Below are 26,348 nucleotides of genomic sequence, written 5' to 3'. Positions count from 1 at the left end.
GCACGGTGCGAGCGCGACCTGATAAACCGTCCACCCGTTGACATTGTCTGCACTCAATGCATAATTGCATTATTGCAATAATCTGACGTGGATGTGATCCGCTCGAATGTCGACAGACCTCGAGGACCTAGCGTGACCGCACCATCTCCGATTGCCACTCACGGCAGCTCGCTGAGGGAGCGCAAGAAGGCCGCCACCGAGGCAACGCTTCGTGATGCCGCGATCGAACTCTGCTCCGAGGGCGGCCCGGACGCCTTCACCATCGACGACATCTGCCGTCGTGCCAACGTCGCCCGACGAACGTTCTTCAACTATTTCCCTCGCAAGAGGTCCGCGATAATTGGTTGGGGTACAACGGATCACGCTCGTATCGTCCACTTGATCGTGAGCCGGTCGCCCGATGAAGATCCATTGACAGCCGTAGAGGCGGTTTTGTGCGACCACGTCGGAAGCACAACCGAAGCACCGTTGTGGGCGCGGCAGGTAGTTCTGCTCGCCGAGTATCCCACCCTGCGAGAACAGTTTTCGGAGTACTCCCGGGACATGGAAGCCTCGGTCGCGCAGGGCATCTCACTGCGTACCGGCATTTCTGCCGATGATATCCGTATCACGATGCTCGCCGCCGTGATGGCTGCCGCGGTACGAACAACGTTGACCGCTTGGTTCAACACCGACGCAACGTCCGACGTGCGGAAGCTGTTCACGGCTCATGTATCAGTCCTCCGTGAAGGTTTCACGGACGAGAAATCGACGATAGGAAACGCCAATGAGTGATGTGTCAAAGCGGACCCCGCTGGAGACATTCGACGAGTTCGTCCGGGCGTACAACGCGCACGACCGGGCGGCGACGCACGCCTGTTTTTCCCACGAGTTCGTCCGCTACGGGCTGACAACCGGCTGGAAACCGATGGGGTGGGACTCGTACAAGGGCATCTTCGACCCGTATCTCGTCGCGTTTCCCGACTTCAGGTTCGAAGTGATCAGTGCGTTCGCGTCCGGCGAGTGGGTGTCGAGCGAGGTCTGGGAGTACGGGACTTTCGAAGCCGACTACGCGTATCGACCGGATTTCGTCATACCGCACACGGGGGAGTCCTACAGGTGCCGTTACGCGATCATCGCCCGTGTGGTGGACGGTCTGATCGTCGACTACCGGTTCTACGAAGACGCCTCGTGGGCCAATCAACTCAAGATCGACTTCAAGGCGTTGTCCGAGCAGCACATGTTGACCTGAGCGTTCTGACCTCGTCCGACCGTTGCTGTCGGTGCCGTTACGGCGATCTGGTCTCGAGCACCGCGCCAAGATCCGTGGCGATCTTGTCCACCAGGATGCGGCACGGGCCCTCGTACAGATTCTGCGAACCGGGTGGGACTCGTTGCCAGCTACCGGATTTGGATTGGTAGCGCTGGCCGACCAGAACAACGACTTCTTGTGGCGATCCACCGGCGAGCTCAGCTTGCCGGGAATGCCAGATGAGCCCTTGCAGCGGCGTCGCATGCGTCTGCGCGAGTGCAGCGATGGCCAGCCTCCGCGTGCACGGGTAGTGCTCCGCAGGACTCGACACCACCTGAGGGGGTTCAGCCCGAGGTCACCCAGTGCCGGATCACGAAGATCTCCGAGCATGGCCGCTACTGGAACCACGATGTGCGCCAGCAGTTTTCCACCAGGAGCTGTGCGTAGACGACGTTGCTTCCTCGGTCATGGACGTCGTGGAAGATAGTTTCGAGCAGCACCGTGGTCGGCGTCTCGCCCAAGTACATGTTGGGTAGCCGCGTGTCGCCGAAGCCCGGATTGAGTTCCTCGACCAGTCGCTCACCGGTGATGGAGCGCTCGACGATGTTCGACAGTGACTCGCGGGTGTGCTCATCGAGCATCGACGCGATCTTGATCGGACTCGTTCACTGGGAACACGCCAGTCGCGCTGCTGGTCTCTGACCGCGGTCGATGGATCACCAGCGCCAACTTCATGGTCGACGGCGGCTTCAGCACTCTGTAGTACCGCACCGCTACTGGCGCGACGGTCATGGATTCGAAAGGTTTGGAAGCTCTCGCGATACAGCGCCTCTAACTGGTCAGCGAGCCGCCGTTGAGTCCGATCGTCTGGCCGGTGATCCAGGACGCCTCTGCCGATGCCAGGTAGACCGCGAGAGCGCCAACGTCCGCTGGCGTACCCATTCGCTTGACCGGGATCGTGTTTGCGAGCGCCTCAACGATGCCGGGATCGTCGAGAACCAGGCCGAGGGAGATGGTGTTGGCCGTAATGCCATGCCCGGCGTTCTCGATCGCCAAGTGCCGCATGAAGCCGATCGCTCCGGCTTTGGCCGCTCCGTAATGGGAGACCCCGAGGTCCATGCCTATCTCGCCGGCGCCAGAAGAAATGGTGATCACCCGTCCCCAGCCGCGGTCGATCATCGAACCGATTGCGGTCTTGGCGCAGTTCATCGGCCCGAAGAGATTCACTGCGACGACCGGACGCCATTGTTCGGGTGCCATGTCGGCGAACTTGGCTACTTGCAAAGGCGTTGTAGGGCCGCCGGTGCCGGCATTGTTGACGAGGATGTCCACCGGGCCAACGCGGTTCGACACCGTATCGAAGCCCGCTTCCACGGCATCAAGGTCGGTCACATCGAAGGGGGTCGCGATGGCCAGCCCGCCGGCGTCCTGGATTTGCCTGGCGATCCGTTCGGCACGGTCGGCGTGGAAATCGTTGACGGCCACCGTGGCACCCCGGGCCGCCAGCGCCTGGGCAATGCCTGCCCCTACGTTTTGTCCACCGCCCGTCACCAAAGCGACATGGCCTGTCAGATCAAACATTTCTTCGCGTCCCTTCCGTTGCACTCGACCTCTGCCGCGCGTTTTCGTGAGCCAGATCTGGCTGACTCAACTGTCTGAAACGAGACGTCATTGGCTGGTCTCTCCGTCGGTCATTTCCAGAGCGGATGGGGTCTGGCTCAACGAGTTGCCCGTGGGCCATGGCATCGCTTCGAGCAATCGTTGCCCGTCTAGGGTGCGAATCGGGCGCCCAAGGTGCTCGAGCAGAGTCAGCGACTTGTGCACTCCGCCGTTGAGCCCATCGCGATCACTAGTGCACAGGGCCAGTGCCGCCTCGGCCATTGCCTCGACAGGTTCCAGGATGCCCTCGCCCGCAACGGTATCCGCCGAGAGTGTGGCCTGAACGCCTTCGGTCAGGACAGCTTTCACCGGAGCAAGAGCGTTGGACACGATCGAGTACTCGTAGAACTCCGATGCCAATCCTTCGGATAGTCGATTCAGCGCAGCCTTGGATCCGCCGTAAGCGGTGCCTTGGAGGTGGTAAATCGGGTCCGGTGGTGGTGTCGGAGGTATGTCTCCGGACATGGAGCTGATGTTCAAGATCCATCCAGCCCCATGTTCACGCATAGCGGGAATGACGCGCTGGCACAGGTCGAACGGCGCGAAGTAGTTGAGCGTGGTGATGAGTCGCAAGCGTTTCTCGGAGATGTCGGTGAACGGCGCGAAGATAGAAGTAGCGGCGTTGTTGACCAGGATGTCGACGGGACCGAGGTCGGCGTTCACGCGAGTGACGAGGTCGGCCCGCGATTCAGAGGAGGTCAGGTCGACCTGGTAGGCATGTGCACGGCCGCTAGCGGCCTCGATGTCTGAAACGGTGCCTTGCAGGGTGCCCGGAACACTGCCCTGCGCACTGTGATCCAAGCTCCTTGCTGCGACCGCGACGACGGCCCCCTCGCAGGCGAATCGCTTTGCGATAGCGGCGCCGATGCCGCGGCTGGCGCCGGTCACAAGTGCTAGTCGGCCCTGCAGAGGCCGCTCCGTCCCGCCCTGGTGTGGAGTCATGGTTCCCTTTTCGTTTGTCAGATTGCTCCGGCGATGCCGGCGCTGGTGAAGATGGCAAGTTGTTCCACGAATTCCGCGTCAAGACCGTCCTGGCGCAGTGGGCGTCCGTAGATCGGGCGGTCGACTCGTGTCAGTAGTTCGAGCATTCCGAGCATGCCGAACACCATTCGGCACCGATCGCCCTCGTCGAGCTGACGGCCGAGAGCGCGTTCCAGTACGGCGGTCAGTAGCGCGACGACCTCTGGATCGATACCCGAATTGATGACGTCCGTCGGATCGTCACTGGTGCTGAGAGCAGAGAACAGTCGCATCCAGCGGACACCGCTAATGGGTTCACGTTCCAGGAGTTCGACGACCGGCATCAGCACCGCATCGATGGCTTCACGAACGGTCAGGGGGCCTCGGCGGTCGCGCAGGGAGAGTAAGCGTTTCGTGATGCTTCGCGAGATCACGCCGGAGCGGCGTTGGATAACCGCCTGCAATAGTTCTTGTTTCGTCGCGAAGTGGTAGGACAGCGCCCGCGGCGCCACGTTCGCCTCACGTGCGATCGCTCGCAGTGACACCGCATCGGGATTAGTGAGCCCGGCCATCGCCTCGGTCACGTCGAGGATGACCTCGCGCACGTCGACGTCAGACCGGGGTCCTCGGCGCTTTTGGGACTGATCTGTCACTGCCACGTCAGTCCGACATCATTGACCGAGCTGGTTCTGGGTGATGTATTGTCCCTCTTCCACTTTCGGTGGCCACAGCGTCGAGGGCAGATCGGCGTAGTGGTAGCGGCCCGGCATGTCCATCATCGGGATGGCGATGCGTTCGAGGAAGGCCTGGGAGGCCTTGCCGGACTTCGCGATCTCGATGAACGTATGTGCGGTCGAACCGAGGTCGAACCAGTCGCGTTGCCACGCGAAGCGTAGGTTGCCGTCGGTGTCGCGTGCCACTCCGAACCAGCTGCCACCGATGCCCCGGATTTCATACTCCTGACCGTTGTCGTCCAGGACACCAGAGCGTTGCTTCCAGAACCCGACGATCATGGCGTTCTCCTCGTCGAGGACGGTGGCCATGTAGTCGTAGTGCCAGCATTCGAGTCCCTGCATCTCGCTGCCGACTGCCCAACGTCGAATCTCTTCGCGTCCCATTGCCATGAAGTGCTCGTCGGGTGTGAACATCCATCCGTAGGTTGCGTCCTCGACGTAGCAGTCGGCGAGAAGTCCCCAATCACCGGACCGCTCCGCCTCGCGGTTCACCTCGAGCCATTCGGCCCAGAACTTCTTGATTTCGGCGCGGGTGAAGCTGTCACTCATAGTGATTCCTCTGGAGGAGTTTTTGGAGACCTCAAAACTGGCGGTAGCGGCGCTGAACGTGCTGTTGACGAACGCGCACCTGCTCACGCCGTTGCGCAGCGGACACCCGCGGTGTGGACGGCGGCAGGACGTCGTTGATTTGGTCGTATGAGACCTTGTGGACCGCCACCGTGGGCAGACGGTCAGTCGGTTGAGGGTAGGTCCACCGCATCGCCATGAAGCCTTCGCGTAGCCCCGTGGTGTCAAGCCAATTCGGTACGCCCGGATCCCGGTGGGCGACGACGTAACGGAAGTGGCCGTCGTCGTCCCGCACGGCCTGGGTGCCGTTCAGACTGCTGATGTGGTTGGCGTAGTCATGGGATTCACCCCACATATTGGACAAATGAAAGCCCATATACGCCGGAGTCTCGAAAACTTCAGTATCGACGACGAGAGCCTCATCTTCGGCCAGCTCGTAAACGCCACCGCTGTAGACGTTAGTGCTCTGCCCTCCGCCGGTTGCCAGGGATGCCCCGGCCGGAGCGTTGAAGCCGTTGCGGGGCATGAAACCTGCGCCGTCACCGTGAGCCTGCAGAACGACGTCATAGAACTTGTTCCAGTAACGGACCTGATTGTCGACAATCTCACCGACGCGGCGCACGGCCGCTGCCGCAGTTTCCGGCTCAAGCGCCGGTGGATGCTCGCCGACCTTGTCGAGTCGGTAGATCTGCAACTCCGGTGATTCTTCACGTTCCCAGTCATGGAACAACGCGCGAACCGTCACGTGCTCGGCGTGGAAGGTCTCACCGCTGCGGCGTGAGATCCTTTGAGTGCCAATAAAGTTGGCACAATATCCCGCTGGCCTGTGAGGGGCCAGTAGCACCTCGAAGCGGCCATCTGCGCCGACTACCAGTTCGCTGGAGTCGAGCTTGTCGGTGTTGCCACGCGCACCAGGTTGCAGTTCGGCCAGGTCTCCGCTGTCGCCGGCATAGCCCGTGTGTGCCTCGATGATGAGGTACTGCGGCGCAAGAGGGCCTGACAGTGCTCGTGTCTCGCCACGCCAATGCCGCGAGTCTTGGACCCGGCCGATGATCCGGTAGGAGAAGCGTCCATCCACTGGCGTCGACAGGTACATCGCGTCGGAGTTGTCGATAGTGGCCTTGTTGAGTACCTGCAGGCTGCGGCGGAAGTACGGAAACGCGGGGTCGCCGAAGAAGGCTCGCTCGATCGCGGAATATGTGAAGCCCAGGAGGTAGCGGTAACCTTCCGCGAGGTCACGCGGTCCAGCCCCCGGCGGGGCGTGCAATTCGGGCGAATCCAGCGCGTTGCGTGCCTGGCCGAGCCGGTCGATCATGTCGTCCCAGGCGGCGCGCAGAGCCGCGGCGTGATCAGTCGGCACGGTCCGACTCCCATCCGAATCGGTCGAACAATGGGGCCAAGTGCGTGCGGATGTCGTCTGCTTCCAGGCCGAACTCTTCGAGACTGTAGGAGTGCCCGGAACGGTATTCGCGGCCCTTCTCGGCCCTCAGTGCCTGCTCCTGCTCAGGCACCATCTCGATGCCGATCTCGTCGTAGAGGCGATGCATCGTCCCGGCCGGATCTGTCACGAGGTCGCTGTAGTTCAGCACCATGCTCGGGACCTCCGGGTGGGCTTCCAGGACGTCGAGCGGGTGCTGGTAGTAGTGATAGGACGATTCGACGAAGGACCGGAACGAATTCTTCATGTCGGCTTCAGCGCGCTTGCGGGCGGACCAGGCGAAATGCATGAGCTTGAGGAAGCTGGGAATCGTCTCGTAAGGATTGCGGACCGGCACCACGAAACGTGCGTCGGGGAACGTCTCGATGAGGCTCTCGACCCGGCCGCAATGGATTGGCGCTTTTGACAGGTGCGTGAGGCCAGAGCCGTTGAGGACCAGTTGTCGGCGGACGCATTCCTTGTAGAACCGCATCGCCCGGTCCCGCTTGGCTTCGGGCCAGCGGTCGTCGACGTAGTAGAAATCCAGGTCGTCGACGTAGGGGAACTGCACTACCCAGAATCCCGACGCGCAGGACAGGGTCAGGAGAAACTCGTCTTCTTCGGGCGCGAAAAGTCCTGTCTCGTGGATATCTTGATTCTTCGCGAACAGCCGTTGATCGAGCTTGTCGATACGTTTGCGCAGTCGTCCACCCCGCCGTTGATCCCACCTCAACACCGCCCGCAGCGCCTTCTTCTCGATGAGCGAGGGGAAAAACATCTCCCACAGCAGCACGTAGGAGAACCGCGGATCGTTGGCCAACATACGGTGCAGGTACGTAGTGCCGCTTCGGGCATGGCCCACGACGAAGACAGGCTCGCGGACCTCGGTGCGGCGCAACGCTGGAAAGACGAGTGGATCGAGTGCGAACGTAACTGTATGCAGCAGCGCCAAACTGGGCACCACGACACAGAGCGTGCGGTAGTGATTGCGACGTTTTGCGGGATCCTGCTCACGGCGAACCAGGCGAACCATCGTCCACCACGTGTGCCAGTCGAAATAGAAGGCGTTTTTCACTCTTGCCTCAGGGATCGATCTTGCTGATGACGTTTTCGGCGAAGCGTTCCAGCTTGGCGATCTTGTCTTCGAGCGGTTGAGGGTCCTCGCCCTTGGTGTAGGGGTTACGGAACCCGATTGCTACGTCGGTCACGCCCATGTCCTGTAGGCGCTTGCACCCTTCGACGGTGCGCGCATCCGGGCTGACCGCGTGGATCTCGAACGCCTCGTTGGACTTTCCAGCTTCGGCGCGATATGCGTTCAGCTTTTCGAGCATGGTCTCAAGCAGTTCGTTTGGGCCGCCGGCATGCATCCAGCCATTGCCCTTGGTTGCCGCGCGCCGCAGTGCTGCATCAGAGTGGCCACCCACCAGTAGCGGTATCGGCTGCGTCGGAACCGGGCAGAGCTTGACCGATGGCACGTCATAGAAGCGACCGTGAAACTCGAAGAACTCACCGGATTCAAGACCGCGGAAGACGTCGATGGCCTCATCCATTCGCGCGCCTTTGTGTGCGGGATCGACGCCTGCCATCAAGTAGTCATCCGGAAATGGACTCGTACCGATGCCGATGCCGAGGCCGAGCCGATTGCCGGTCAGCTTCGCCACTGAGAAGGCCTCCTTCGCGGCCAGCACCGGAGATCGCAAAGGAAACTTCACCACAAACGTGTTGAAACGAAGCCGCTCGGTGATAGCGCCCAGATACGCCGCAAGAACGAAAGGTTCGATGAACTCCTTGCCCTCCAGAAAACTCCGGTCGCCGTCGGCGGTGTACGGGTAGACCGCCTCGGACTGTTCCGGATAGCCGATCGAATCAGGGATGGTGAAACCGTCGTACCCAGCAGCTTCGGCGGCGGCGGCGAGCCGTGGCAGGTACTCGGACCGCGTCATGGTGTCTGTGAACGTGAAGCGCACCGACCGCCCTCTCCTGCTTCTTGGACGGTGCCATCTTCATCGACGGTGACAGTTTAGTCAAGTGAGGAAATTCGCCTGGATCGCTGACGATCCGCCAATCGATCGACTGCAAACATCGGCTCGTATACCGAGCGGACGACAACGAAGTCAAGATCCTCACAGCGCGATACCACTACTGATCTAGCGTGATCTAGCGCCGCCAGGTGGGCATGGGCTTCCTGGCAGGCCGCCCATCCGCGATGATGGCGTGACTTGATACATAGTGGAGTGTGGCCGCCCAGGCTCACAGCGGGCTCGGCGGCCTGAACTCTGACGGTACCAGCGCGCGGAGGAACTGACGTGCCAGGTGAAACACACACGGACGAAGCGCATTTGACGGTCGAGCGAGACGGCAGCGTCGTCATCCTGACGATGAACAATCCGCGGCGCAAGAACGCGTTGACGCCCGAGATGATCACGTTGATGGCGCAGGCATGGGACGAGATCGACGCGGACGACGGTATCCGCGTGGCCATCCTCACCGGCGCGGGATCGTCCTATTGTGTGGGCGGCGATCTCGCCGATGGGTGGATGGTCCGCGGAGCGAAGCCCGAAACTCGATCACCGCAAGCGAAGTTGAAAGGCAGCGTCATCACCGACGGCTTGCTCCTGACCCGCTCTCTGGCAAAACCGCTCATCGCCGCGGTCAACGGCCCCTGCCTGGGCGGCGGATGTGAAATGCTGCAGCAGACCGATATCCGCATCGCCGAGGAACACGCCACGTTCGGTCTGCCCGGGGCCAAGTTCGGCTTGATCGCCGGCGCCGGTTCGACCGTCTGGCTCAAGCGCCAGATTCCCTATACGAAGGCGATGGAGATGATCCTGACGGGGGAGCCGCTCACGGCGGCGGAGGCCTATCACTTCGGCTTGGTCGGACATGTCGTCCCCACCGGGGCGTCGTTGAACAAGGCACGCGAGATCGCGGCGCGCATCGCCGCCAACGGGCCGCTGGCGATCCGCAACGCCAAGGCGTCGGTGACCAACAGCGGCTGGATCGACGAGGAGGATGCTCGCCGGATCGAGCAGCGCCTCGTGGTCGAGGTGATGCGCTCGGAGGATGCGAAGGAAGGCCTGGCCGCCTTCGCCGCCAAGCGCGAGCCCCGCTTCACCGGCAAATAGCTCGGAGGTTCAGCGGTGCCGAGACGCCCAAGCTATGCCTACCGGGGCAGCACGGTCTCGATGGCGCTGATGACCTCGGGGGCGTCGGGCTCGGTGCGGGGCCGGAACCGGCGCACCACCTCGCCGCCGGGAGCGAGGAGGAACTTCTCGAAGTTCCACTGGATGTCTCCGGCCTGGCCATCGGCGTCGGCGGCCTTGGTCAACTCGGCGTACAGCGGGTGCCGATCCTCGCCGTTGACGTCGGTCTTCGCCAGCAGCGGGAACGTCACCCCGTAGGTCGTCGAACAGAACTCTCGGATCTCGTCGGCCGTGCCCGGCTCCTGGCCCATGAACTGGTTGCAGGGGACGCCGACGACCGTCAGGCCGCGGTCGCGGTAGTCCTTGGCCAGCTTTTCCAGCGCCGTGTATTGCGGGGTCAGCCCGCATTTCGAGGCGACGTTGACGACCAGCGTTGCGCCGCCGGACAATTCGGCCAGCGTGGTGGGCCTGCCGTCGAGGGTGGTCAGGGCTAGGTCTTTGAGGTCCTTGGAGGTCACGTCACGACGCTAACGCACGTCAGAGCCAGCCGGTGCGGGCGGCCGCAACCGGCTCGGCCGGGGCCGGGGCCAGGTCGCCGTCGCGCACCCCGTCGAGCAGCCGTTTCACCGCGGCGACGATCTCCGGGGCCGCGGCGGCCAGTCCCGTCTTGTCGGCCTCGCTGACCGCGTCGGGGTCGACGCCCGCCCGGGTCAGCACAGCGGCCGGGTCGGCCAGCTGCCCGGCCAGCCAGGACACCGGGTCGGCGGTCAGCTCGGGGACGAAGTGCCGGCGACCGGGCTCCCAACCGTCGAAACGCGGGTGGTGATGGGCCCGGTCCAGCGTCCCCGGCGGGCTCTCGGTGGATCCGAACAGGTCCACCCGCCACACCGGGCGGTCGAAGGAGATCGGGACACCGGCATAGATCGAGCCCTGAGGCGCGGCCCGGTCGGTGAGGCGCAGTTCCAGTCTGACCCCCCGCTCGGGGGTGGCCTGGCCTTCGAGCGGGTTGGGGTCGATGAAATACATGTCCCCGACGACCACACCCAGGGATTCGAAGCCGAACGCTGCCAGCATCGCGCACCTCTCTATCCGTCTCGATGCATGTCTCGAACTCATTGTCGAGGGTAGACGGCGACCGCGGCTCAGTCGGTGGACAGATCGCGGGCGCGCTTGTTGGCATACATGTGCTGGTCGGCGAGGCGGATGTGGTCCTGCCCGCCGACCGCGATTCCGGCGCTGAATCCCACCGGGGCCCCGCTCTGGCTCCAACGCTCGCGAAGCCGGGCGAGGACCTGCTCGGCCTCGGTGCGCTGGGTCCCGACGATCAGCACGACGAACTCGTCGCCGCCGATGCGAAAAGCGGTGCCCGCGTCGCCGACCGACCAGCGCAGCGCGTCGGCGAAAGCGACCAGAAGTTCGTCACCGGCCTCGTGGCCGTGGGTGTCGTTGTAGAGCTTGAAGTTATCGAGGTCGATGAGCATGACGGCCGAACCGCCGGCATTCTCCGACAGCTGGGGTCCGAGCGCGCGCCGGTCGAGCAGTTGGGTCAGCGCGTCGGTGTGCGCGAGCTTGTGCAGCAGCGCGCTCTGCTCTTCCAACCGGGCGATCAGCCAGGCGGGGACCTCGGCCACCATCACCCACATGACCGCGGGCATCACCACGCTGATCGCCCCACCCGGGAACGATTTGGCTCCGCCGACGATGAACGCCGCGACGCCGAGCGGGACGAAGGCCAGCGACCGCCAGCGCGGGCAGGTCAGACCGATGTAGGCGAAGGTGATCGTGATGGTGCCGGGGAAATTCTGGGTGATTCTGGGGTCGATGGCGCCCACCAGCGTGGTGAGGGCCAGCGACGCGAACGGCCAGCCGGCCAGCAGAGCGCGCCGATGTTGCCAGCCGCGACGGTGCCCCAGCCACGCGACCGCACCGGTCAGGGCAACCGTGCCACCGAGGAGGACGTCCAGACGTGAGTCGGCTACACCGGCCAGGTACGCCCTACTCCCGTATATCGCTATCAGCCACACAGTCGCGACGAGGCCGATCGCGTGCCATCGCCCCACCGAGGGCTGCGCGTCGGGCTGGCTGGACACGTGCCAAGGATAGGCTCGCCGGCCAGCCCATGATGCCGAATGGGCTGGCGACCACTTTGCGTTCACGACCGCTCGGGGGTCAGCACGGCGAGGCGGGCTTCGGTGGAGTACTCGACAAGCCCATCACTAGTGGAATCTGTTGTACCGCAGATCTATTCGAAGTAGGGCGCCGCCAGCCCGCCGGACAGGATGACGGCCTGCAGCCAGCCCGGGGGGTATCGCCCGCATCCGCGGGACTGGGAAACGCCAGGTGGCTGACCCGGTCCACGAACGCCGGGGAGGTGACTGCCGCGAGGAGGTTGCTCAGCAGCCGTTGCACGGCCCGCTCATAGGCCGCCAACACGCACCGGTATCGGGGAAGTTCTCATAGAATTGGCGTGGGCTGACGCCGGCGGCGCGACAGACTGCGCGCACACCCAATGTCCCGGACCCGCCGGCCGCGACGAGGTCCTTGCAGGCGTTCAGCGGCCGTTCGCGCCGTTCGTCCGCTGGTTCATCTGAAGACGTTCTCCGCCAACGGTTCTCGTCGATAACTACGCAGCCACATCTCGGGAAGGAACGAAAGGCGTTCACGCATGGCCGGGTTCGGCGACACGGGTGCGGACCTGTTCAACAAGGGCGGGCCGTATCTGGCGCGCGGCGTCGCCGACTTGGTGCCCACGGCTCAGCTGCTGGACACCTACAGCCCGGAGATCTACTGCACGCTGCACAACTACCACGACATCGTGCCCGTCACCGGTGCCTCCGAGGGCGGATTCAACGGCTACTCGCTGAACATGGACACCGAGGTCACATCGGGGCTGGGGCTGTTACTCAATCCGGTGGCGACGGTGCCGGTCATCGCGTCGCTATTGGGCGGCATCGCCGGTGTGGTCGGTGGTGCGCCCAACCCCTACATCTATCCCGAGAACCTGCCCCGGGTGAACGGGCGCGGCGGCCCCGGCGGTGCGCCGGGTTGCTGGCAGCCGATCACCCACGACCTGTGGCCGGCGCCGGAGCTGGTGATGGACACCGGCAACAGCCTTGCGCCGTACAACCACCTGGACACCGGATCGCCGTATGCGATCGAGTACGTCTGGGGCCGTCAGGTCGGCGACAACACCATCAACCCGTGAGCCGGACGGGCGCGCGAAAGACCTGCCCGGTAACATCATTCGGCTGCCGGCACGCTCGGTGGACCGGCGCTCGCGGGCCCGGCTACCCGGGAGATGGCCTGGCGCGGCCACCGATTTCGCCGTTGCTTGGTTTGTGCCACCGCGGCGCGGTACATTTCATTGGTCGTCGTTATTGCATGTGTGTATAGAACCGCTGGTCAAGGACGTTGAGAGATTTGCCGCAACGCCGAGGCGCGGCGGCACCGAGATAGGGGCAGCGGTGGTGACGGTCGGTTACCTGAACAGCCAACCGCGAGCGTGGCCGCCCGCCGTCAATCCCGCGGTCCTCGGACGCACGGTGTAACGCCATGGAAGGGTCACCCGTTCAGGTCAACTCCTCGCGCGAGCCTCCCTACAAGCTCGTCACCTTGGTCATGGTGGTGGTGCTCGCGGTGATCTTCAGCCTGGTCTACGTCCAATTCCGCGGAGGTTTCACGCCCAAGACCGAGTTGACCATGTTGGCGTCGCGGGCCGGGTTGGTGATGGATCCGGGTTCGAAGGTCACCTACAACGGGGTGGAGATCGGCCGGGTCGGGTCGATTTCGGAGACGGTGCGTGATGGGAAGCCGGCGGCGAAGTTCACGCTGGAGGTGTATCCGCGGTACTTGAAGCTGATTCCGTCGAATGTGAATGCCGATATCAAGGCGACGACGGTGTTCGGCGGTAAGTATGTGTCGTTGACGACGCCGGCCAATCCGTCGCCGCAGAAGATCTCGGCGCGCACCGTGATCGATGCGCGGTCGGTGACCACCGAGATCAATACGTTGTTCCAGACGATCACGTCGATTTCGGAGAAGGTTGATCCGGTCAAGCTGAATTTGACGTTGAGTGCGGCGGCGCAGTCGCTGGCGGGGCTGGGGGAGAAGTTCGGCCGGTCGGTGACCAACGCCAATGTGTTGCTCGATGATGTGAATCCGCAGATGCCGCAGGCGCGTAAGGACATTCAGGGGTTGGCGGCGCTGGGTGATACGTATGCGAACGCGGCGCCGGATCTGTTCGACTTCTTGAACAATGCGGTGATCACCTCGCGCACCATCAACGCCCAGCAGAAGGATCTGGATCAGGCGTTGCTGTCGGCGGCCGGGTTCGGCGACACGGGTGCGGACCTGTTCAACAAGGGCGGGCCGTATCTGGCGCGCGGTGCCGCCGACCTGGTCCCCACGGCTCAGCTGCTGGACACCTACAGCCCGGAGATCTACTGCTTGATGCGCAGCGAGGCCGGCGCGCTGCCCGCCACCGGCGCGGCCGAGGGCGGATTCAACGGCTACTCGCTGAACATGAACACCGAGGTGCTCTCCGGGCTGGGGTTGATCGCGAACCCGGTGTCCGCGGTGCCGGTCATCGCGTCGCTGGTGGGCGGCCTCGCCGGTGTGGTCGGTGGTGCGCCCAACCCCTACATCTATCCCGAGAACCTACCCCGGGTGAACGCGCGCGGCGGCCCCGGCGGGGCGCCGGGCTGCTGGCAGAAAATCACCCGGGATCTGTGGCCGGCGCCGGAGCTGGTGATGGACACCGGCAACAGCATCGCTCCCTACAACCACCTGGACACCGGATCGCCGTATGCGATCGAGTACGTCTGGGGCCGTCAGGTCGGCGACAACACCATCAACCCCTGAGCCCGCCGGCTACGCGTCGAATCGCTTGGTGGACACCGGAATTCGCTCTTTCGAGGACCGGGGATGTTCGATCAGCGGAATGCTTATCGGCACCCGCTCCGCCCGACTGGAAAACTTAGGTAAGGCTAACGTAAGCTCATATGCTTGTGCGCCGTTGCCGTGATCGGGCGCGCAGACGGGTCGGCCGGTAACGAGCTAGGAGGGTATCACGCATGCGCATCGTCTTCTTCGGATTCCAGACCTGGGGCTATCGAACCCTGCAGGCGCTCACCGAGATGGACCGGCACGAAGTCGCTTTGGCCGTCTCCCACCCCTCGAGCGAGGAATCGTACAAGGCGATCTGGTCGGCGCCGGTCGACGACCTCGCGCGTGAGCACGGCATCCCCCTGCACCTCACCGAGACGGTCGACGCCGAGACCATCGACCTGGTCAAGCGCGCGCAGCCCGACGTCATCGTCGTCAACAGCTGGTATTACCGGATGCCGGCGGAGCTCTACAGCCTCCCACCGCACGGAACGCTGAACTTCCACGACTCACTGCTGCCGCGCTTCACCGGGTTCTCCCCGGTGCTGTGGGCGTTGATCAGCGGTGAGTCGGAGTTCGGGTTGACCGTGCACCGCATGGACGACGGCCTGGACACCGGGGACATCCTGGTGCAGCGTTCGGTGCCGATCGGCCGCACCGACACCGGCACCGATCTCGTGCTGCGCGGCATGGACCTGATCCCGGACGTGCTGGCCGAAGCGCTCGCCGAGCTGGAGTCCGGTAGCGCGGCCTGGCGGCCGCAGAACAAGGCCGAGCGGACCTACTTCCACAAGCGTACGGAGCGCGACAGTTTGATCGACTGGGGCTGGTCGGCCGAGAACCTGGAACGATTCGTGCGCGCGTTGTCCGAGCCGTATCCCCGTGCGTTCACCTTCTATCGCGGTGAGCGGATCGAGATCCTGGAGGCGCGCGTCTCGGAGGCCGGGTACGGGGGAACGCCGGGTCGGGTGATCGTCCAGGAGGAGGGCGGAGCCGTGGTGTGCGGGTCCGACGCCTTTCGTGGCCGCAACCGTGGCCTGGTGATCACCCGGATCCGTTCCGCGGATGGCGTCGAGTGCGGCGGGGAGAAGTTCTTCAGGCGGGGCGGGTACCTGACCGGTCAGCCGTGAGTCGTGGTCATTGCCTGAAAGACTGCCATGGACAACGCATCTGCCGTGACTTCGGCATCGCCGATGCCCGCCGCTTCCGTCGGGCAATCGGTCGCGGGCGCGGCTGAGTACCCGGACAAAATAGACGCCAGGCTGCTCTGGATCGGCGCGGTCTGCGGCCTGGCCAGCATGTTGGGGAACCTGGACGGCACCGCGGTCGCCGTCGCTCAACGGACCTTCGCCACCGAGTTCGGCTCCACGCAGGCCGTCGTCTCGTGGACGATGGCCGGTTACATGCTGGCGTTTGCCGCGGTGGTCCCGGTGACCGGTTGGGCGGCCGACCGATTCGGCACCAAGCGCCTCTTCATGGGCGGTGTCGCGGTGTTCACGCTGGCGTCACTGCTGTGCACGATGGCACCGAACATTGCGCTGCTCATCGGTTTTCGTGTGCTCCAGGGAATCGGCAGCGGCATCATGACGCCGCTGTGCTTCGTAATCTTGACCCGCGAGTCGGGCCCTAAGCGGCTCGGCCGCTTAGTCGCGATCGGAGCGGCTCCCTTCCTGCTGGGCCCAATGGGCGGGCCGATCCTGGGCGGGTGGTTGATCGGCACCTACGGCTGGAAGTGGATATTCCTGATCAACCTGCCCATCGGGCTGATCGCGGTGGCACTCGCGGCGGTGATGTTTCCGAAGGACCATCCCGCGCCATCGGAGGCACTCGACGTGACCGGCCTGCTGCTGCTGTCACCCGGCATGGCGGCCTTCCTGGCCGGCCTGTCAGCCATTTCTGGCCGTCGCACGATAGCCGACCACCATGTGCTGGTCCCCTCGATTGCCGGCCTGGCATTGATCGCCGCCTTCATATTTCATGCCTGGCGGCGCACCGATGCCCCGCTGATCGACCTGCGACTGTTGAAGAACCGTGTTGTCAGACAGGCCAACGTGATCTTGCTGATGTTCGCGGCCACCTATGTCGGAGTCTTATTGCTTGTCCCAAGCTATTTCCAGGTCGCGCTGCGCCAGACGCCGATGCAGTCGGGGATGCACTTGATCGCACTCGGGGTCGGGGTCGTATTGACCACGCCCATCGCCGGGGTAGTTATGGACAGATACGGGCCGGGAAAGATTGTGCTGATCGGCTTCTGCTTGATGGCAGCGGGATTGGGCATCTTCACCATCGGAGTCGCGCGACAAGCCGACTATTCACCGACGCTGATGATCGGCCTGCTGCTCGTGGGTATGGGTACGGGCTGTGCCGCGGCGCCACTCTCTGCGGCGTGTGTGCTGCCGTTGGCGCCGCATCAGATCGCTCGGGGCACGGCGCTGCGCGCCGTCAACAATCAGGTGGGCGGCGCCGTTGGGGCCGCATTGCTGACCGTGCTGTTGACGAATCAACTCACTCCACGGCAGGACACAGCGCCGACGGACAAGCCGGCGGTATCGCAAGCGGGATTGGGCAACCGCACATCCGTTGACCCGTCGGCGATCCCGCCGCACCCGCTCGCCGCCGACCTCGCGGAGACCGCCTCTGGCCACCTCGGAAACGCTTACACGATGGTATTTGCGGTGGCCGCCGCACTGGCGGTCGGCGCGATCATCGCAGCGGCGTTTCTGTCGATCAAGGCGGACAAGAAACGAGATGCAACACAATCCTTTTGATGATGAGGGCTGATTGCGAAATGGCATGTGTCCGGCGGACCGGCTCTGACGTAACGCAGCTCAACGAGGCCAACGTTGCGGGCGCCGAGGCGCTCGCCTAAAAGAAAGTTTGTCGTCATCATGCTCAACTACGGCACCCAACCGGACCTGCTCGGGCCGCTGACCGAGGCTCAGCGAGCGATTTGGGCCGCCCAGGAATTGCAGCCGGAGGTCCCTTACAACTTCGCCGGCTTTCTCGCCATCGATCACTTCGTCGACGCCGAGAAGCTGATGGCCGCCTGCGAATCGGCGGCCACGCGATTCGGCTCACCTTGCGCGCGGGTGGCGATCGTCGATGGCGAACCGGTCTTCGTGCTCGATCACGCGGTCCCGCAGACTCTGAACTGTCTCGATCTGCGCGCCGAGTCTGATCCGCAAGCCGCCGCCCGCAGCTGGATGGAAGACGACTACCGCCGACCCGTCGATCTGGTCCATGACCGACTCACCAACTTCGTGCTGCTGCGGATCACCAACGATCTGTCCTACTTCTACTTGCGCACACATCACGTCCTTTTGGACGGCTACGGCACCAACAACTTCATGAGGCGGGTTGCGGCCGTCTACTCGGGGGAGGCCCCCGACGCCGGGGAAGTCGATTTCTCGGGTTTTGCCGTGATCCGTGACGCGGATCAGAAATACCTGCAGTCTTCGCGCAGTCATGCCGATGCCGAGTACTGGAAGGACGTCGTCCGGGGGCCGCTGGAAGTCACCGACCTGGCGGGCATGCAGCGGACGGTGGCACCGCGCCATCCGCTGGTTCGCGAGTTGACATGTACGCAGCGGCTGCGAGAGAGCGGCCGGGCCCGTTTCGACGTGGCCAGGGTTATCACGGCAATGGCGGTTTTCCTCGCCAAAACGACGGGCCGGCAGCATGTCTCGTTGTCGTTACCGGTTTCCGCACGCACCACCGCGGCATTGAAACGGTGTGCCGGCATGGTGTCGAACATGGTTCCGTTGGTCATCGACGTCGCCGACGACGACAGCATCGGCGCTGTGACCGATCGGGTTGCCCAGGCCGTGGTCGGCGCGCTGCGCCATCAGCAGTTTCGCCGCTTCCCGGACATTGTGGGTGACGCCGCCCGCGACATGAACATCGAGTTCGGCCCTGTCGTCAACGTGCTTGATTTCGCCGCCCCGCTGTATTTCGGGCCGTCGCGAGCAACTGTCAACATCCTGACCAATTTCCCCGTCCAAGACATTGCGGTCAACATCTACCCGCAGCTTGGTGACGGCGTGCCCCGGGTGCATTTCGCGTGGAATCCGGACCGCTACTCCGCCGACGAGATCGGTGGTCACATAAGCCGTTTGGAGTCATTCTTCGACCGCATCCTGACGGCGGACGCCTCGGTGCTGATGGGCGACATCGACGTGCTGGATGAGGCCGAGCGCGGGTGGCTGGATGACGCCGGTAATCGCGCGGTGTTGGGCCGGACGGTGGCGGGGGTCTCGGTTACGGAGTTGTTCGCCGCTCAGGTGGCCCGCACCCCGGATGCGGTCGCGGTCAGTTGTGGCCGGAGTTCGTGGACGTATCGGGAGGTAGACGAGGCGTCTAATCGGTTGGCACATTTGTTGGTTGGTGCGGGTGCGGGTCCTGGTCGATGTGTGGGGGTGTTGTTTGCGCGTTCGGGTGAGGCGATCGTCACGATTTTGGCGGTACTGAAGTCGGGGGCCGCGTACCTGCCGATCGATCCGGCGGTGCCTGATGCGCGGATTGAGTTCATGCTTGGTGACGCGACTCCGGTGGCGGTGGTGACGAGTGCGGCACTGACGGCACGGTTGGACGGGCGTGGGGTGCGGGTCATCGATGTCGACGACCCGGCGGTCAACGACCAGCCCAGTGGCGGCCTGCCAGTGCCGATGCCCGACGACATTGCGCACATCATCTACACCTCGGGGACTACGGGTGTGCCCAAGGGGGTGGCGACCAGTCACGCCAATGTGACGCAGTTGCTGGCCTCGATGCATGTGGGGTTGCCGTCGGGGCCGGGTCAGGTGTGGTCGCAATGGTATTCCTACGCGTTCGACGCCTCGGTGGAAGAGATCTGGGGCGCGTTGCTGCACGGGAGCCGGCTGGTGGTGGTGCCCGAAGCGGTGGCCGCGGTGCCAGAAGACTTCCAGGACTTGCTGATTGCCGAGCGGGTGACGGTGTTGCATCAGACTCCGTCGGCGGTGTCGGCCTTGTCGCCGCAGGTGTTGGGGTCGGTGGCGTTGGTGGTGGCTGCCGAGGCCTGCTCGGCCGAACTGGTGGATCGATGGGCGCCGGGACGGATCATGACTAACGCCTACGGGCCGACCGAGACCACGATGTGTGTGGCGGTCAGTCCGCCATTGACTGCGGGTTCGGGGACACCGCCCATTGGTGGGCCGGTACCCGGGGCGGCGTTCTTCGTGCTGAACCGGTGGTTGCGGCCGGTGCCGGTGGGGACCGTGGGTGAGTTATTTGTGGCCGGACGTGGTTTGGGGGCCGGCTACCTTGGCCGGGCCGGGTTGACGGCGTCGCGGTTTGTGGCGTGCCCGTTCGGTGGGCCAGGACAGCGCATGTATCGCACCGGGGATTTGGTGTGCTGGCGGGCCGATGGGCAGCTACGGTATCTGGGCCGCACCGATGAGCAGGTCAAGATCCGCGGGTATCGCATCGAACTGGGCGAGATCCAGACCGCACTGGCCGCTGTGGAGGGCGTGGATCAGGCGGTGGTGATCGTTCGCGAGGACCGGCCCGGGGACAAGCGCCTAGTCGGCTATGTCACCCAAAACGGCGGCGGCGCAGTCGATCCCACCTCGGTACGTACCGCGCTCGCGCAGCGGTTGCCGGCGTACATGGTGCCCGTAGCGGTGCTGGAGGTGGAGGCGTTGCCGTTGACGGTCAACGGCAAACTCGACACTCGCGCGCTGCCCGCCCCCGAATATCACGACACTGACTACCGGGCCCCGTCCAACCCGATCGAACACACCCTGGCCGACATCTACGCGCAAGTCCTGGGCCTGCCCCGCGTCGGTATCGACGACTCCTTCTTCGACCTCGGCGGCGACAGCATCATGTCGATGCGGATCGTGGCCCTGGCGCGAGCGGCCGGCGTGCTGTGTCGGCCGCGTGACATCTTCATCGAACAGACCGTGGCCGGGCTGGCCCGGGTGGCCACCGTGGCCGTTGGGGAAATCGATGCGGTCGACGAGGGTGTGGGCGAAGTGATCGCCACCCCGATTATGCGCTGGCTGCACAGCGTGGACGGCCCGGTCGACCAGTACAACCAGACGCTGGTCGTGCAAACCCCCTGCGGTGTAACCGAATCCAATGTGCGCGTCGTCCTGCAGGCGATACTTGACCGACACCCCATGCTACGGTTGCGGGTAGCCGACGACGGGGCGGGGGGATGGTCCCTGCACGTGCCCGAGCCGGGCACGGTACGCGCCGAAGACTGCCTGCGCTCGGCCGAGGCGTTGTCCGACGCGGCGCTGGTCGACGCCCGGTCGCGGCTGAATCCGGGCGCCGGGGTGATGGTTAGCGCCCTGTGGGTCGCGGCGGCCGGTCAGCTGGCCTTGATCATTCACCACTTGGCCGTCGACGGGGTTTCATGGCGAATCCTGTTGGAAGATATGAATATCGCCTGGGCCCAGTATGACCGCGGGCAGCCGGTCGCGCTGCCGGCGGGCGGCACGTCGTTTGCCCGGTGGTCGTCGCTGCTGGCCGAATACGCGCGCAGCGCCGAGGTGGCGGCGCACGCTGCGGCATGGCGAAAGGTTACGGCCACCCCGCCGGCGTTGCCGGCGGTGCAACCCGCCGTGGATACCCATGCCAGCGCGGGGAATCTGTCACTGTCACTGGATGCCGAAACGACCGGCATGCTGCTCGGTGCGGTCCCCGCGGCGTATCACGCTGGCGTGCAGGACATCTTGTTGATCGCGTTCGCGCTGGCATATGCGGAATTCCTGGGCGCCGGCGGTGGGCCGATCGGCATCGATGTGGAAGGCCATGGGCGCCAGGAGCAGCTGGACGCCACCGTGGACCTGTCCCGCACGGTAGGTTGGTTCACCGCCAAGTACCCGGTGGCACTGAGCGTGGGGGAGCTGCGCTGGACCCAGGTGGTCGGCGGTGACGCCGCGCTCGGCGCGGTGGTCAAGGAGGCCAAAGAACAGCTGCGCGCCCTGCCCGACGGCCTGACCTACGGTTTATTGCGGTATCTCAGTCCCGATGCCGATCTCAGCGAGGCGGACCCGGCGATCTGCTTCAACTATCTTGGCCGCCTCGGCGCCCCCGCCGACCTGGCCGAGGACGTGTGGCAACCCAGCGCGGGCGCGCTGACAGCCGCCACCGCAGCGACGGCGGTGCCCGTGCCGCTGGCCCACACCGTGACACTCAACGCCGGCACCCTGGACACCGGGGACGGCCCGCATCTGCATGCCGACTGGACCTGGGCGCCGTCGGCGATCGACCACGCCCAGGTAACGCGGTTGGGCCAGTTGTGGTTTGAAGCCCTGACCGGCATCTGTGCGCATGTCTGCGGCGGCGGGGGCGGGCTGACCCCGTCCGACATCCTGCCCGCCCGGCTGACGCAGCAACAGATCGATGAACTCTCACAACAGCATCGCATCGCCGACCTGTTGCCGTTGACCCCGCTGCAGCAGGGACTGTTCTTTCACACCACCATCGCCCAGCACAGCGACGCCGATCCGTACGCGCCGCAGCTCGACATCACCATGTCCGGCCCGGTCGACCACGACCGGCTGCACCAAGCGGTGCACGCCGTCGTCGTCCGTCATCCCAACCTCGCGGCACGCTTCTGTCCTCAATTCGATCCGCCGGTGCAAATCATCCCCGTCGATGCTGCCCCGGCATGGCGATATGTCGACCTGTATGGTGTTGCCGACATCGACGAACGGATCGCGAGGCTGTGCGCCGACGAACGCGCAGCGGTCTGCGACCTGACCAGTCCGCCGGTCTTTCGGGTGGCGTTAATCCGCACGGCCCCAAACCAATACCGGTTTGTGCTCACCAACCACCACATCGTGCTCGATGGCTGGTCACTGCCGATCCTGCTGCAGGAGATCTTCGCGAGCTATGACGGGCAGCGGCTGCCCGCGGCGGTGCCGTACCGCAGGTTCGTCAGCTGGCTGGCCGAGCGGGACCTCGAGGCTTCGCATGCGGCCTGGCGGAAGGTGCTGGCCGGCTTTGACACACCCACATTGGTCGGGGCACAGCACCGGCAGGACCCGGGGCGGCGCGGCGGGGCGTCGTTCCGGCTGTCCGAGCGGACCACGCGGGCATTGGCCGAACTTGCCCGCGCCCAACGGACCACCGTCAACACGGTGCTGCAGGCCGGCTGGGCGCAGCTGCTGATGGTGCTGACCGGACAGCACGACGTGGCCTTCGGCGCCGCCGTCTCGGGTCGTCCGGCCGAGCTGCCCGGGGCCGAATCGATGGTGGGCCTGCTGATCAACACGGTGCCGGTGCGGGCCCGCGTGACCGCGGCGACCACCGCCGCCGAGCTGCTCGACCAACTACACAACGCCCACAACGACACGCTGGAACACCAGCTCGTCCCGCTTCTCGAGATACACCGCATCACCGGTCTCGACCAGCTATTCGACACAGTGTTCGTCTACGAGAACTACCCGATCGACGCAGCCGTCTCGGCGGGCCTCGGCGAGCTGGCCGTCACCGGCTTCACCAGTCACGAATCCACCCACTACCCGCTGACCCTGCAAGCCACGCCAGGCCCCCGACTGGGGCTTGGCATCGAATACGACTCCACAGTATTCGACGCGGGAGCTGTTGCGGCCCTTGCCGATCGGCTGGAGCGGGTGCTGGCGGCGATGACGGCCGATCCGTCGCGGCGGTTGTCGTCGGTGGAGGTGCTCACGGTGGGCGAGCACGATCGCCTCGACGGGTTCGGCAATCGGTCGGTGCTCGGCCGGCCGGTGACGGGGCCGTCGATTCCGGAACTGTTTGCCGCGCAGGTGATTCGGACACCGCAGTCGGTGGCATTGAGTTGCGGGCCGGCCTCATGGACCTACCGCGAGGTGGACCTGGCGTCAAATCGCCTGGCGCACTTACTCACCGGGCACGGCGCGGGTCCCGGCCAGTGCGTGGCGGTGATGTTCGGCAGGTCGGCGCAGGCCATCGTCGCGATCCTGGCGGTGCTGAAGTCCGGAGCGGCGTATCTGCCGATCGATTCGGCGGTGCCCGACGCGCGGATCGATTTCGTGCTCGACGACGCCGCGCCGATCGCAGCGGTCACGACGACCGAGCTGGTCTCGCGGTTCGCCGGGCGCGGCGTGATCGTGGTCGACGTCGATGACCCCGCCATCGCCGCCCAGTCCGATGCGGGCCTGCCGTGCCCGTCCGGCGACGACGTTGCCCACATCGTGTACACCTCGGGGACGACCGGGGTGCCCAAGGGTGTGGCGACCACTCACCACAACGTCACCCAGCTGCTGGAGCCGTTACACCCGGGACTGCCGTCGGGGCCGGGACAGGTGTGGTCGCAGTGGTATTCGTATGCGTTCGACGCCTCGGTGGAAGAGATCTGGGGTGCGCTGCTGCACGGGAGCCGCCTGGTGGTGGTGCCCGAGTCGGTGGCCGCCGTGCCGGCGGACTTCCAGGCGTTGCTGGCTGACGAACAGGTCGGCGTGCTGCATCAGACCCCCTCCGCGCTCGCGGCGTTGGCGCCGCAGGACGTGCGGTCCGCGGCGTTGATCGTGGCCGCCGAGCCGTGCGCGGTGGACCTGGTGCAGCGATGGGCCCCGGACCGCATCATGACCAACGCCTACGGCCCGACGGAGACCACGTTGTGCGTGACGGTCAGCGTGCCGCTGGCGGCCGAGGGCGGGGTGGTGCCCATCGGGAAACCGATTCCGGGTGCGGCGTTGTTCGTGCTCGACGGGTGGCTGCGGCCGGTGCCGGTGGGCACGGTGGGGGAGTTGTACGTGGCCGGCCGGGGTGTGGGCGTCGGGTATGTCCGCCGGGCGGCCCTCACGGCGTCACGGTTCGTGGCGTGCCCGTGTGCGCCGGGTGAGCGCATGTACCGCACCGGGGATCTGGTGTCGTGGGGCGCCGACGGGCAGCTGCGGTATCGGGGCCGCGCCGACGAGCAGGTCAAAGTTCGCGGTTACCGCATCGAGCTGGGCGAAATTCAGGCCGCCCTGGGCGGTGTGGAAGGGGTGGACCAAGCCGTGGTGATTGTGCGCGAGGACCGCCCCGGCGACAAGCGCCTGGTGGGTTATGTCACCGAATCGGTCAGCGGCGCGGTCGATCCCGCCGCCGCACGCAGCGGGCTCGGCGAACGGCTGCCGGCCTACATGGTTCCGGCCGCCGTCGTGGTGGTGCCGGCGCTACCCCTGACAACCAACGGCAAGCTGGACACCCGGGCGCTGCCGGTGCCGGAGTACGGCGAGGCCGCCTACCGTGCCCCGCGCAGCGCCGTCGAGGAAATCTTGGCGGGTAGCTACGCCGAGATCCTGGGCCTGCCCCGCGTCGGTATCGACGACTCCTTCTTCGACCTCGGCGGAGACTCGCTGTCGGCGATGCGCCTGATCGCCGGCGTCAACAAGGCCTTCCAGACCCGGCTGAGCGTGCGCACCCTGTTCGACGCCCCCACCATCGCAGGGCTTTCACCCCGGATGCACGAAACCGCAAGTGCGGACGTGCCATTGGTCGCCGCCGAGCGGCCCGCGCGGGTTCCGCTGTCGTTCGCCCAGAACCGGTTGTGGTTCCTCGGCCAATTGCACGGCGCGTCACCGGTTTACAACATGACGGTAGGGCTGCGGCTGAGCGGGCGACTCGATGCCGGCGCGTTGGGTGCGGCGCTGGCCGATGTGGTGGCCCGTCACGAGTCGCTGCGCACCGTCTTTCCTCACGCCGAAGGTGTGCCGTATCAGGAGGTGGTGTCGCCGCAGCGGGCGGAGCTGGGCTGGGAGGTGGTCGACGCCACCGCATGGCCGCCCACGCGGCTGGACGAGGCCATCGGCGCGGTCGCACGCCACGCCTTCGATCTGGAAACCGAGACACCGCTGCGGGCAAAGCTTTTCGCCCTCGCCGAGGACGAGCACGTGCTGGCGGCCACCGTGCACCACATCGCCGCCGACGGGCTGTCGATCGCCCCGCTGGTGCGCGATCTGGGGACCGCCTACGCCGGCCGCTGTGCCGGACAGCCGCCCGCCTGGGCCCCTCTTGCGGTGCAGTACGCCGATTACACGCTGTGGCAGCGCGCCCGGTTCGGCGATCTCGAGGACAGCGACGGCCCCATCACCGACCAATTGGCCTACTGGGAAACGACTCTGGCGGGGATGCCCGAGCGGCTGGAACTGCCGACCGACCGGCCCTACCCGCCGGTCGCCGACTATCGGGGGGCCACCGCGGCCGTCCAATGGTCCGCCGACCTGCAGCGGGGCGTGCGCGCGCTGGCGCGTGAGCACGACGCGACGAGCTTCATGGTGCTGCAGGCCGCGCTGGCGGTGCTGCTGGCGAAGGTGTGCGCGACCGACGATGTGGCGGTGGCGTTCCCGGTCGCCGGCCGCAGCGATCCCGCGCTGGATGACCTGGTGGGCTTCTTCGTCAACAGGTTGGTGTTACGGGTCGAGCTGGCCGGTGACCCCACCGTCGCCGAGGTGTTGGCGCAGGTGCGCGCGCGCAGCCTGGCCGCCTACGAGCACCAGGACGTGCCCTTCGACGTGCTGGTGGATCGGCTCAACCCGACCCGGTCGATGGCCCATCACCCGCTCGTCCAGGTGGCGTTGGCATGGCAGAACCTGCCCGGGCAGCACGACGACCCGGCGGCCGGACTGACGTTGGGCGATCTGCGGATCACCCCGATGCCGCTGGACACCCACACCGCTCGGATGGACCTGACCCTTTCGCTGGCCGAGCGCTTCACCGGGGATGGTGAGCCCGCGGGGATTGCGGGGGCGGTGGAGTTTCGTACGGATGTGTTCGATGTGGGAAGTGTTGAG

Annotated in this window: 21 protein-coding genes and 1 pseudogene; 9 read left to right on the top strand and 13 right to left on the bottom strand. The window is 65.2% G+C overall.

The window, feature by feature from the left end; genetic code table 11:
* The first annotated feature begins 132 nt into the window (after window positions 1–132).
* Together OQ789_RS22285 and OQ789_RS22280 are read left to right on the top strand one after the other, a co-directional pair.
* Complete coding sequence (locus OQ789_RS22285) at window positions 133–774, top strand: TetR/AcrR family transcriptional regulator (protein ID WP_324688342.1); 642 nt, start codon at window positions 133–135, stop codon at window positions 772–774.
* A complete protein-coding gene (locus OQ789_RS22280; RefSeq protein WP_324688341.1) occupies window positions 767–1,231 on the top strand; it encodes an ester cyclase in 465 nt (154 codons plus the stop codon). Before OQ789_RS22285 ends, OQ789_RS22280 begins: the two co-directional genes overlap by 8 nt.
* Window positions 1,232–1,268: 37 nt before the next feature.
* Here the strand turns inward: OQ789_RS22280 and OQ789_RS22275 are convergent, their stop codons facing one another.
* From OQ789_RS22275 to OQ789_RS22235, 9 genes are all read right to left on the bottom strand, one after another.
* Window positions 1,269–1,562, bottom strand: coding sequence for a hypothetical protein (locus OQ789_RS22275; protein ID WP_324688340.1), 294 nt, complete (start codon window positions 1,560–1,562; stop codon window positions 1,269–1,271).
* A 64-nt stretch (window positions 1,563–1,626) separates the two neighbouring features.
* On the bottom strand, window positions 1,627–1,872 hold the full coding sequence (locus OQ789_RS22270) for a hypothetical protein (protein WP_324688339.1): 246 nt from the start codon (window positions 1,870–1,872) through the stop codon (window positions 1,627–1,629).
* A 190-nt stretch (window positions 1,873–2,062) separates the two neighbouring features.
* Window positions 2,063–2,812: an SDR family NAD(P)-dependent oxidoreductase gene (locus OQ789_RS22265; RefSeq protein ID WP_324688338.1), complete on the bottom strand. Its 750-nt coding sequence runs from the start codon at window positions 2,810–2,812 to the stop codon at window positions 2,063–2,065.
* Between the two features lie 87 nt (window positions 2,813–2,899).
* Window positions 2,900–3,778 (bottom strand): SDR family oxidoreductase, encoded by an 879-nt coding sequence (locus OQ789_RS22260; protein WP_324688337.1) that lies wholly within the window; start codon window positions 3,776–3,778, stop codon window positions 2,900–2,902.
* Between the two features lie 71 nt (window positions 3,779–3,849).
* Window positions 3,850–4,455: a helix-turn-helix domain-containing protein gene (locus OQ789_RS22255; protein ID WP_324688336.1), complete on the bottom strand. Its 606-nt coding sequence runs from the start codon at window positions 4,453–4,455 to the stop codon at window positions 3,850–3,852.
* Between the two features lie 66 nt (window positions 4,456–4,521).
* A complete protein-coding gene (locus OQ789_RS22250; RefSeq protein WP_324688335.1) occupies window positions 4,522–5,133 on the bottom strand; it encodes a nuclear transport factor 2 family protein in 612 nt (203 codons plus the stop codon).
* Window positions 5,134–5,164: 31 nt separating this feature from the next.
* Window positions 5,165–6,511, bottom strand: a complete 1,347-nt coding sequence (locus OQ789_RS22245) for a hypothetical protein (protein WP_324688334.1) — start codon at window positions 6,509–6,511, stop codon at window positions 5,165–5,167.
* Window positions 6,501–7,532 carry a sulfotransferase gene (locus OQ789_RS22240; RefSeq protein WP_324688333.1) on the bottom strand — a complete coding sequence of 344 codons (1,032 nt, stop codon included), beginning with the start codon at window positions 7,530–7,532 and terminating at the stop codon, window positions 6,501–6,503. Before OQ789_RS22240 ends, OQ789_RS22245 begins: the two co-directional genes overlap by 11 nt.
* 118 nt (window positions 7,533–7,650) lie before the next feature.
* Window positions 7,651–8,535: a TIGR03619 family F420-dependent LLM class oxidoreductase gene (locus OQ789_RS22235; protein WP_324688332.1), complete on the bottom strand. Its 885-nt coding sequence runs from the start codon at window positions 8,533–8,535 to the stop codon at window positions 7,651–7,653.
* Between the two features lie 83 nt (window positions 8,536–8,618).
* On the opposite strand from OQ789_RS22235, the gene OQ789_RS22230 reads away from it, so the two are divergent.
* Complete coding sequence (locus OQ789_RS22230) at window positions 8,619–8,714, top strand: type II toxin-antitoxin system YoeB family toxin (RefSeq protein WP_324688399.1); 96 nt, start codon at window positions 8,619–8,621, stop codon at window positions 8,712–8,714.
* A gap of 160 nt (window positions 8,715–8,874) precedes the next feature.
* Entirely contained in the window at window positions 8,875–9,693 is an 819-nt protein-coding gene (locus tag OQ789_RS22225) for an enoyl-CoA hydratase-related protein (RefSeq protein ID WP_324688331.1), read from the top strand.
* A gap of 38 nt (window positions 9,694–9,731) precedes the next feature.
* On the opposite strand, the gene OQ789_RS22220 is transcribed toward OQ789_RS22225, so the two are convergent.
* The 3 genes from OQ789_RS22220 to OQ789_RS22210 form a co-directional block, all read right to left on the bottom strand.
* Window positions 9,732–10,229, bottom strand: coding sequence for a glutathione peroxidase (locus tag OQ789_RS22220; RefSeq protein ID WP_324688330.1), 498 nt, complete (start codon window positions 10,227–10,229; stop codon window positions 9,732–9,734).
* A gap of 19 nt (window positions 10,230–10,248) precedes the next feature.
* Window positions 10,249–10,785: a hypothetical protein gene (locus OQ789_RS22215; protein ID WP_324688329.1), complete on the bottom strand. Its 537-nt coding sequence runs from the start codon at window positions 10,783–10,785 to the stop codon at window positions 10,249–10,251.
* A 68-nt stretch (window positions 10,786–10,853) separates the two neighbouring features.
* A complete protein-coding gene (locus OQ789_RS22210) occupies window positions 10,854–11,801 on the bottom strand; it encodes a GGDEF domain-containing protein (protein ID WP_324688328.1) in 948 nt (315 codons plus the stop codon).
* Window positions 11,802–12,379: 578 nt separating this feature from the next.
* Here OQ789_RS22210 and OQ789_RS22205 point away from each other — a divergent pair.
* The 3 genes and pseudogenes from OQ789_RS22205 to OQ789_RS22195 all read left to right on the top strand — a co-directional run.
* Window positions 12,380–12,916, top strand: a pseudogene (locus tag OQ789_RS22205) (MCE family protein); the annotation flags it as partial.
* Window positions 12,917–13,263: 347 nt separating this feature from the next.
* Window positions 13,264–14,571, top strand: coding sequence for an MCE family protein (locus tag OQ789_RS22200; protein ID WP_324688327.1), 1,308 nt, complete (start codon window positions 13,264–13,266; stop codon window positions 14,569–14,571).
* A 212-nt stretch (window positions 14,572–14,783) separates the two neighbouring features.
* Window positions 14,784–15,725: a methionyl-tRNA formyltransferase gene (locus tag OQ789_RS22195; RefSeq protein WP_324688326.1), complete on the top strand. Its 942-nt coding sequence runs from the start codon at window positions 14,784–14,786 to the stop codon at window positions 15,723–15,725.
* Here OQ789_RS22195 and OQ789_RS22190 read toward each other — a convergent pair.
* Window positions 15,716–15,895, bottom strand: coding sequence for a hypothetical protein (locus tag OQ789_RS22190; RefSeq protein ID WP_324688405.1), 180 nt, complete (start codon window positions 15,893–15,895; stop codon window positions 15,716–15,718). The two genes, OQ789_RS22195 and OQ789_RS22190, sit on opposite strands and share 10 nt — an antisense overlap.
* On the opposite strand from OQ789_RS22190, the gene OQ789_RS22185 reads away from it, so the two are divergent.
* Both OQ789_RS22185 and OQ789_RS22180 read left to right on the top strand, forming a co-directional pair.
* Window positions 15,846–17,363 (top strand): DHA2 family efflux MFS transporter permease subunit, encoded by a 1,518-nt coding sequence (locus tag OQ789_RS22185; protein WP_324688398.1) that lies wholly within the window; start codon window positions 15,846–15,848, stop codon window positions 17,361–17,363. The genes OQ789_RS22190 and OQ789_RS22185 overlap by 50 nt on opposite strands.
* A 120-nt stretch (window positions 17,364–17,483) precedes the next feature.
* The coding region (locus tag OQ789_RS22180) for an amino acid adenylation domain-containing protein (RefSeq protein ID WP_420716179.1) at window positions 17,484–26,348 on the top strand (8,865 nt) is incomplete at its 3' end.

Origin of the sequence: Mycobacterium sp. 94-17 (assembly GCF_035617725.1) — a bacterium.
Lineage (GTDB): Bacteria > Actinomycetota > Actinomycetes > Mycobacteriales > Mycobacteriaceae > Mycobacterium.
The sequence above is the reverse complement of the archived record's forward strand: the minus strand, read 5'-3'. Positions and strand labels throughout refer to the sequence as shown.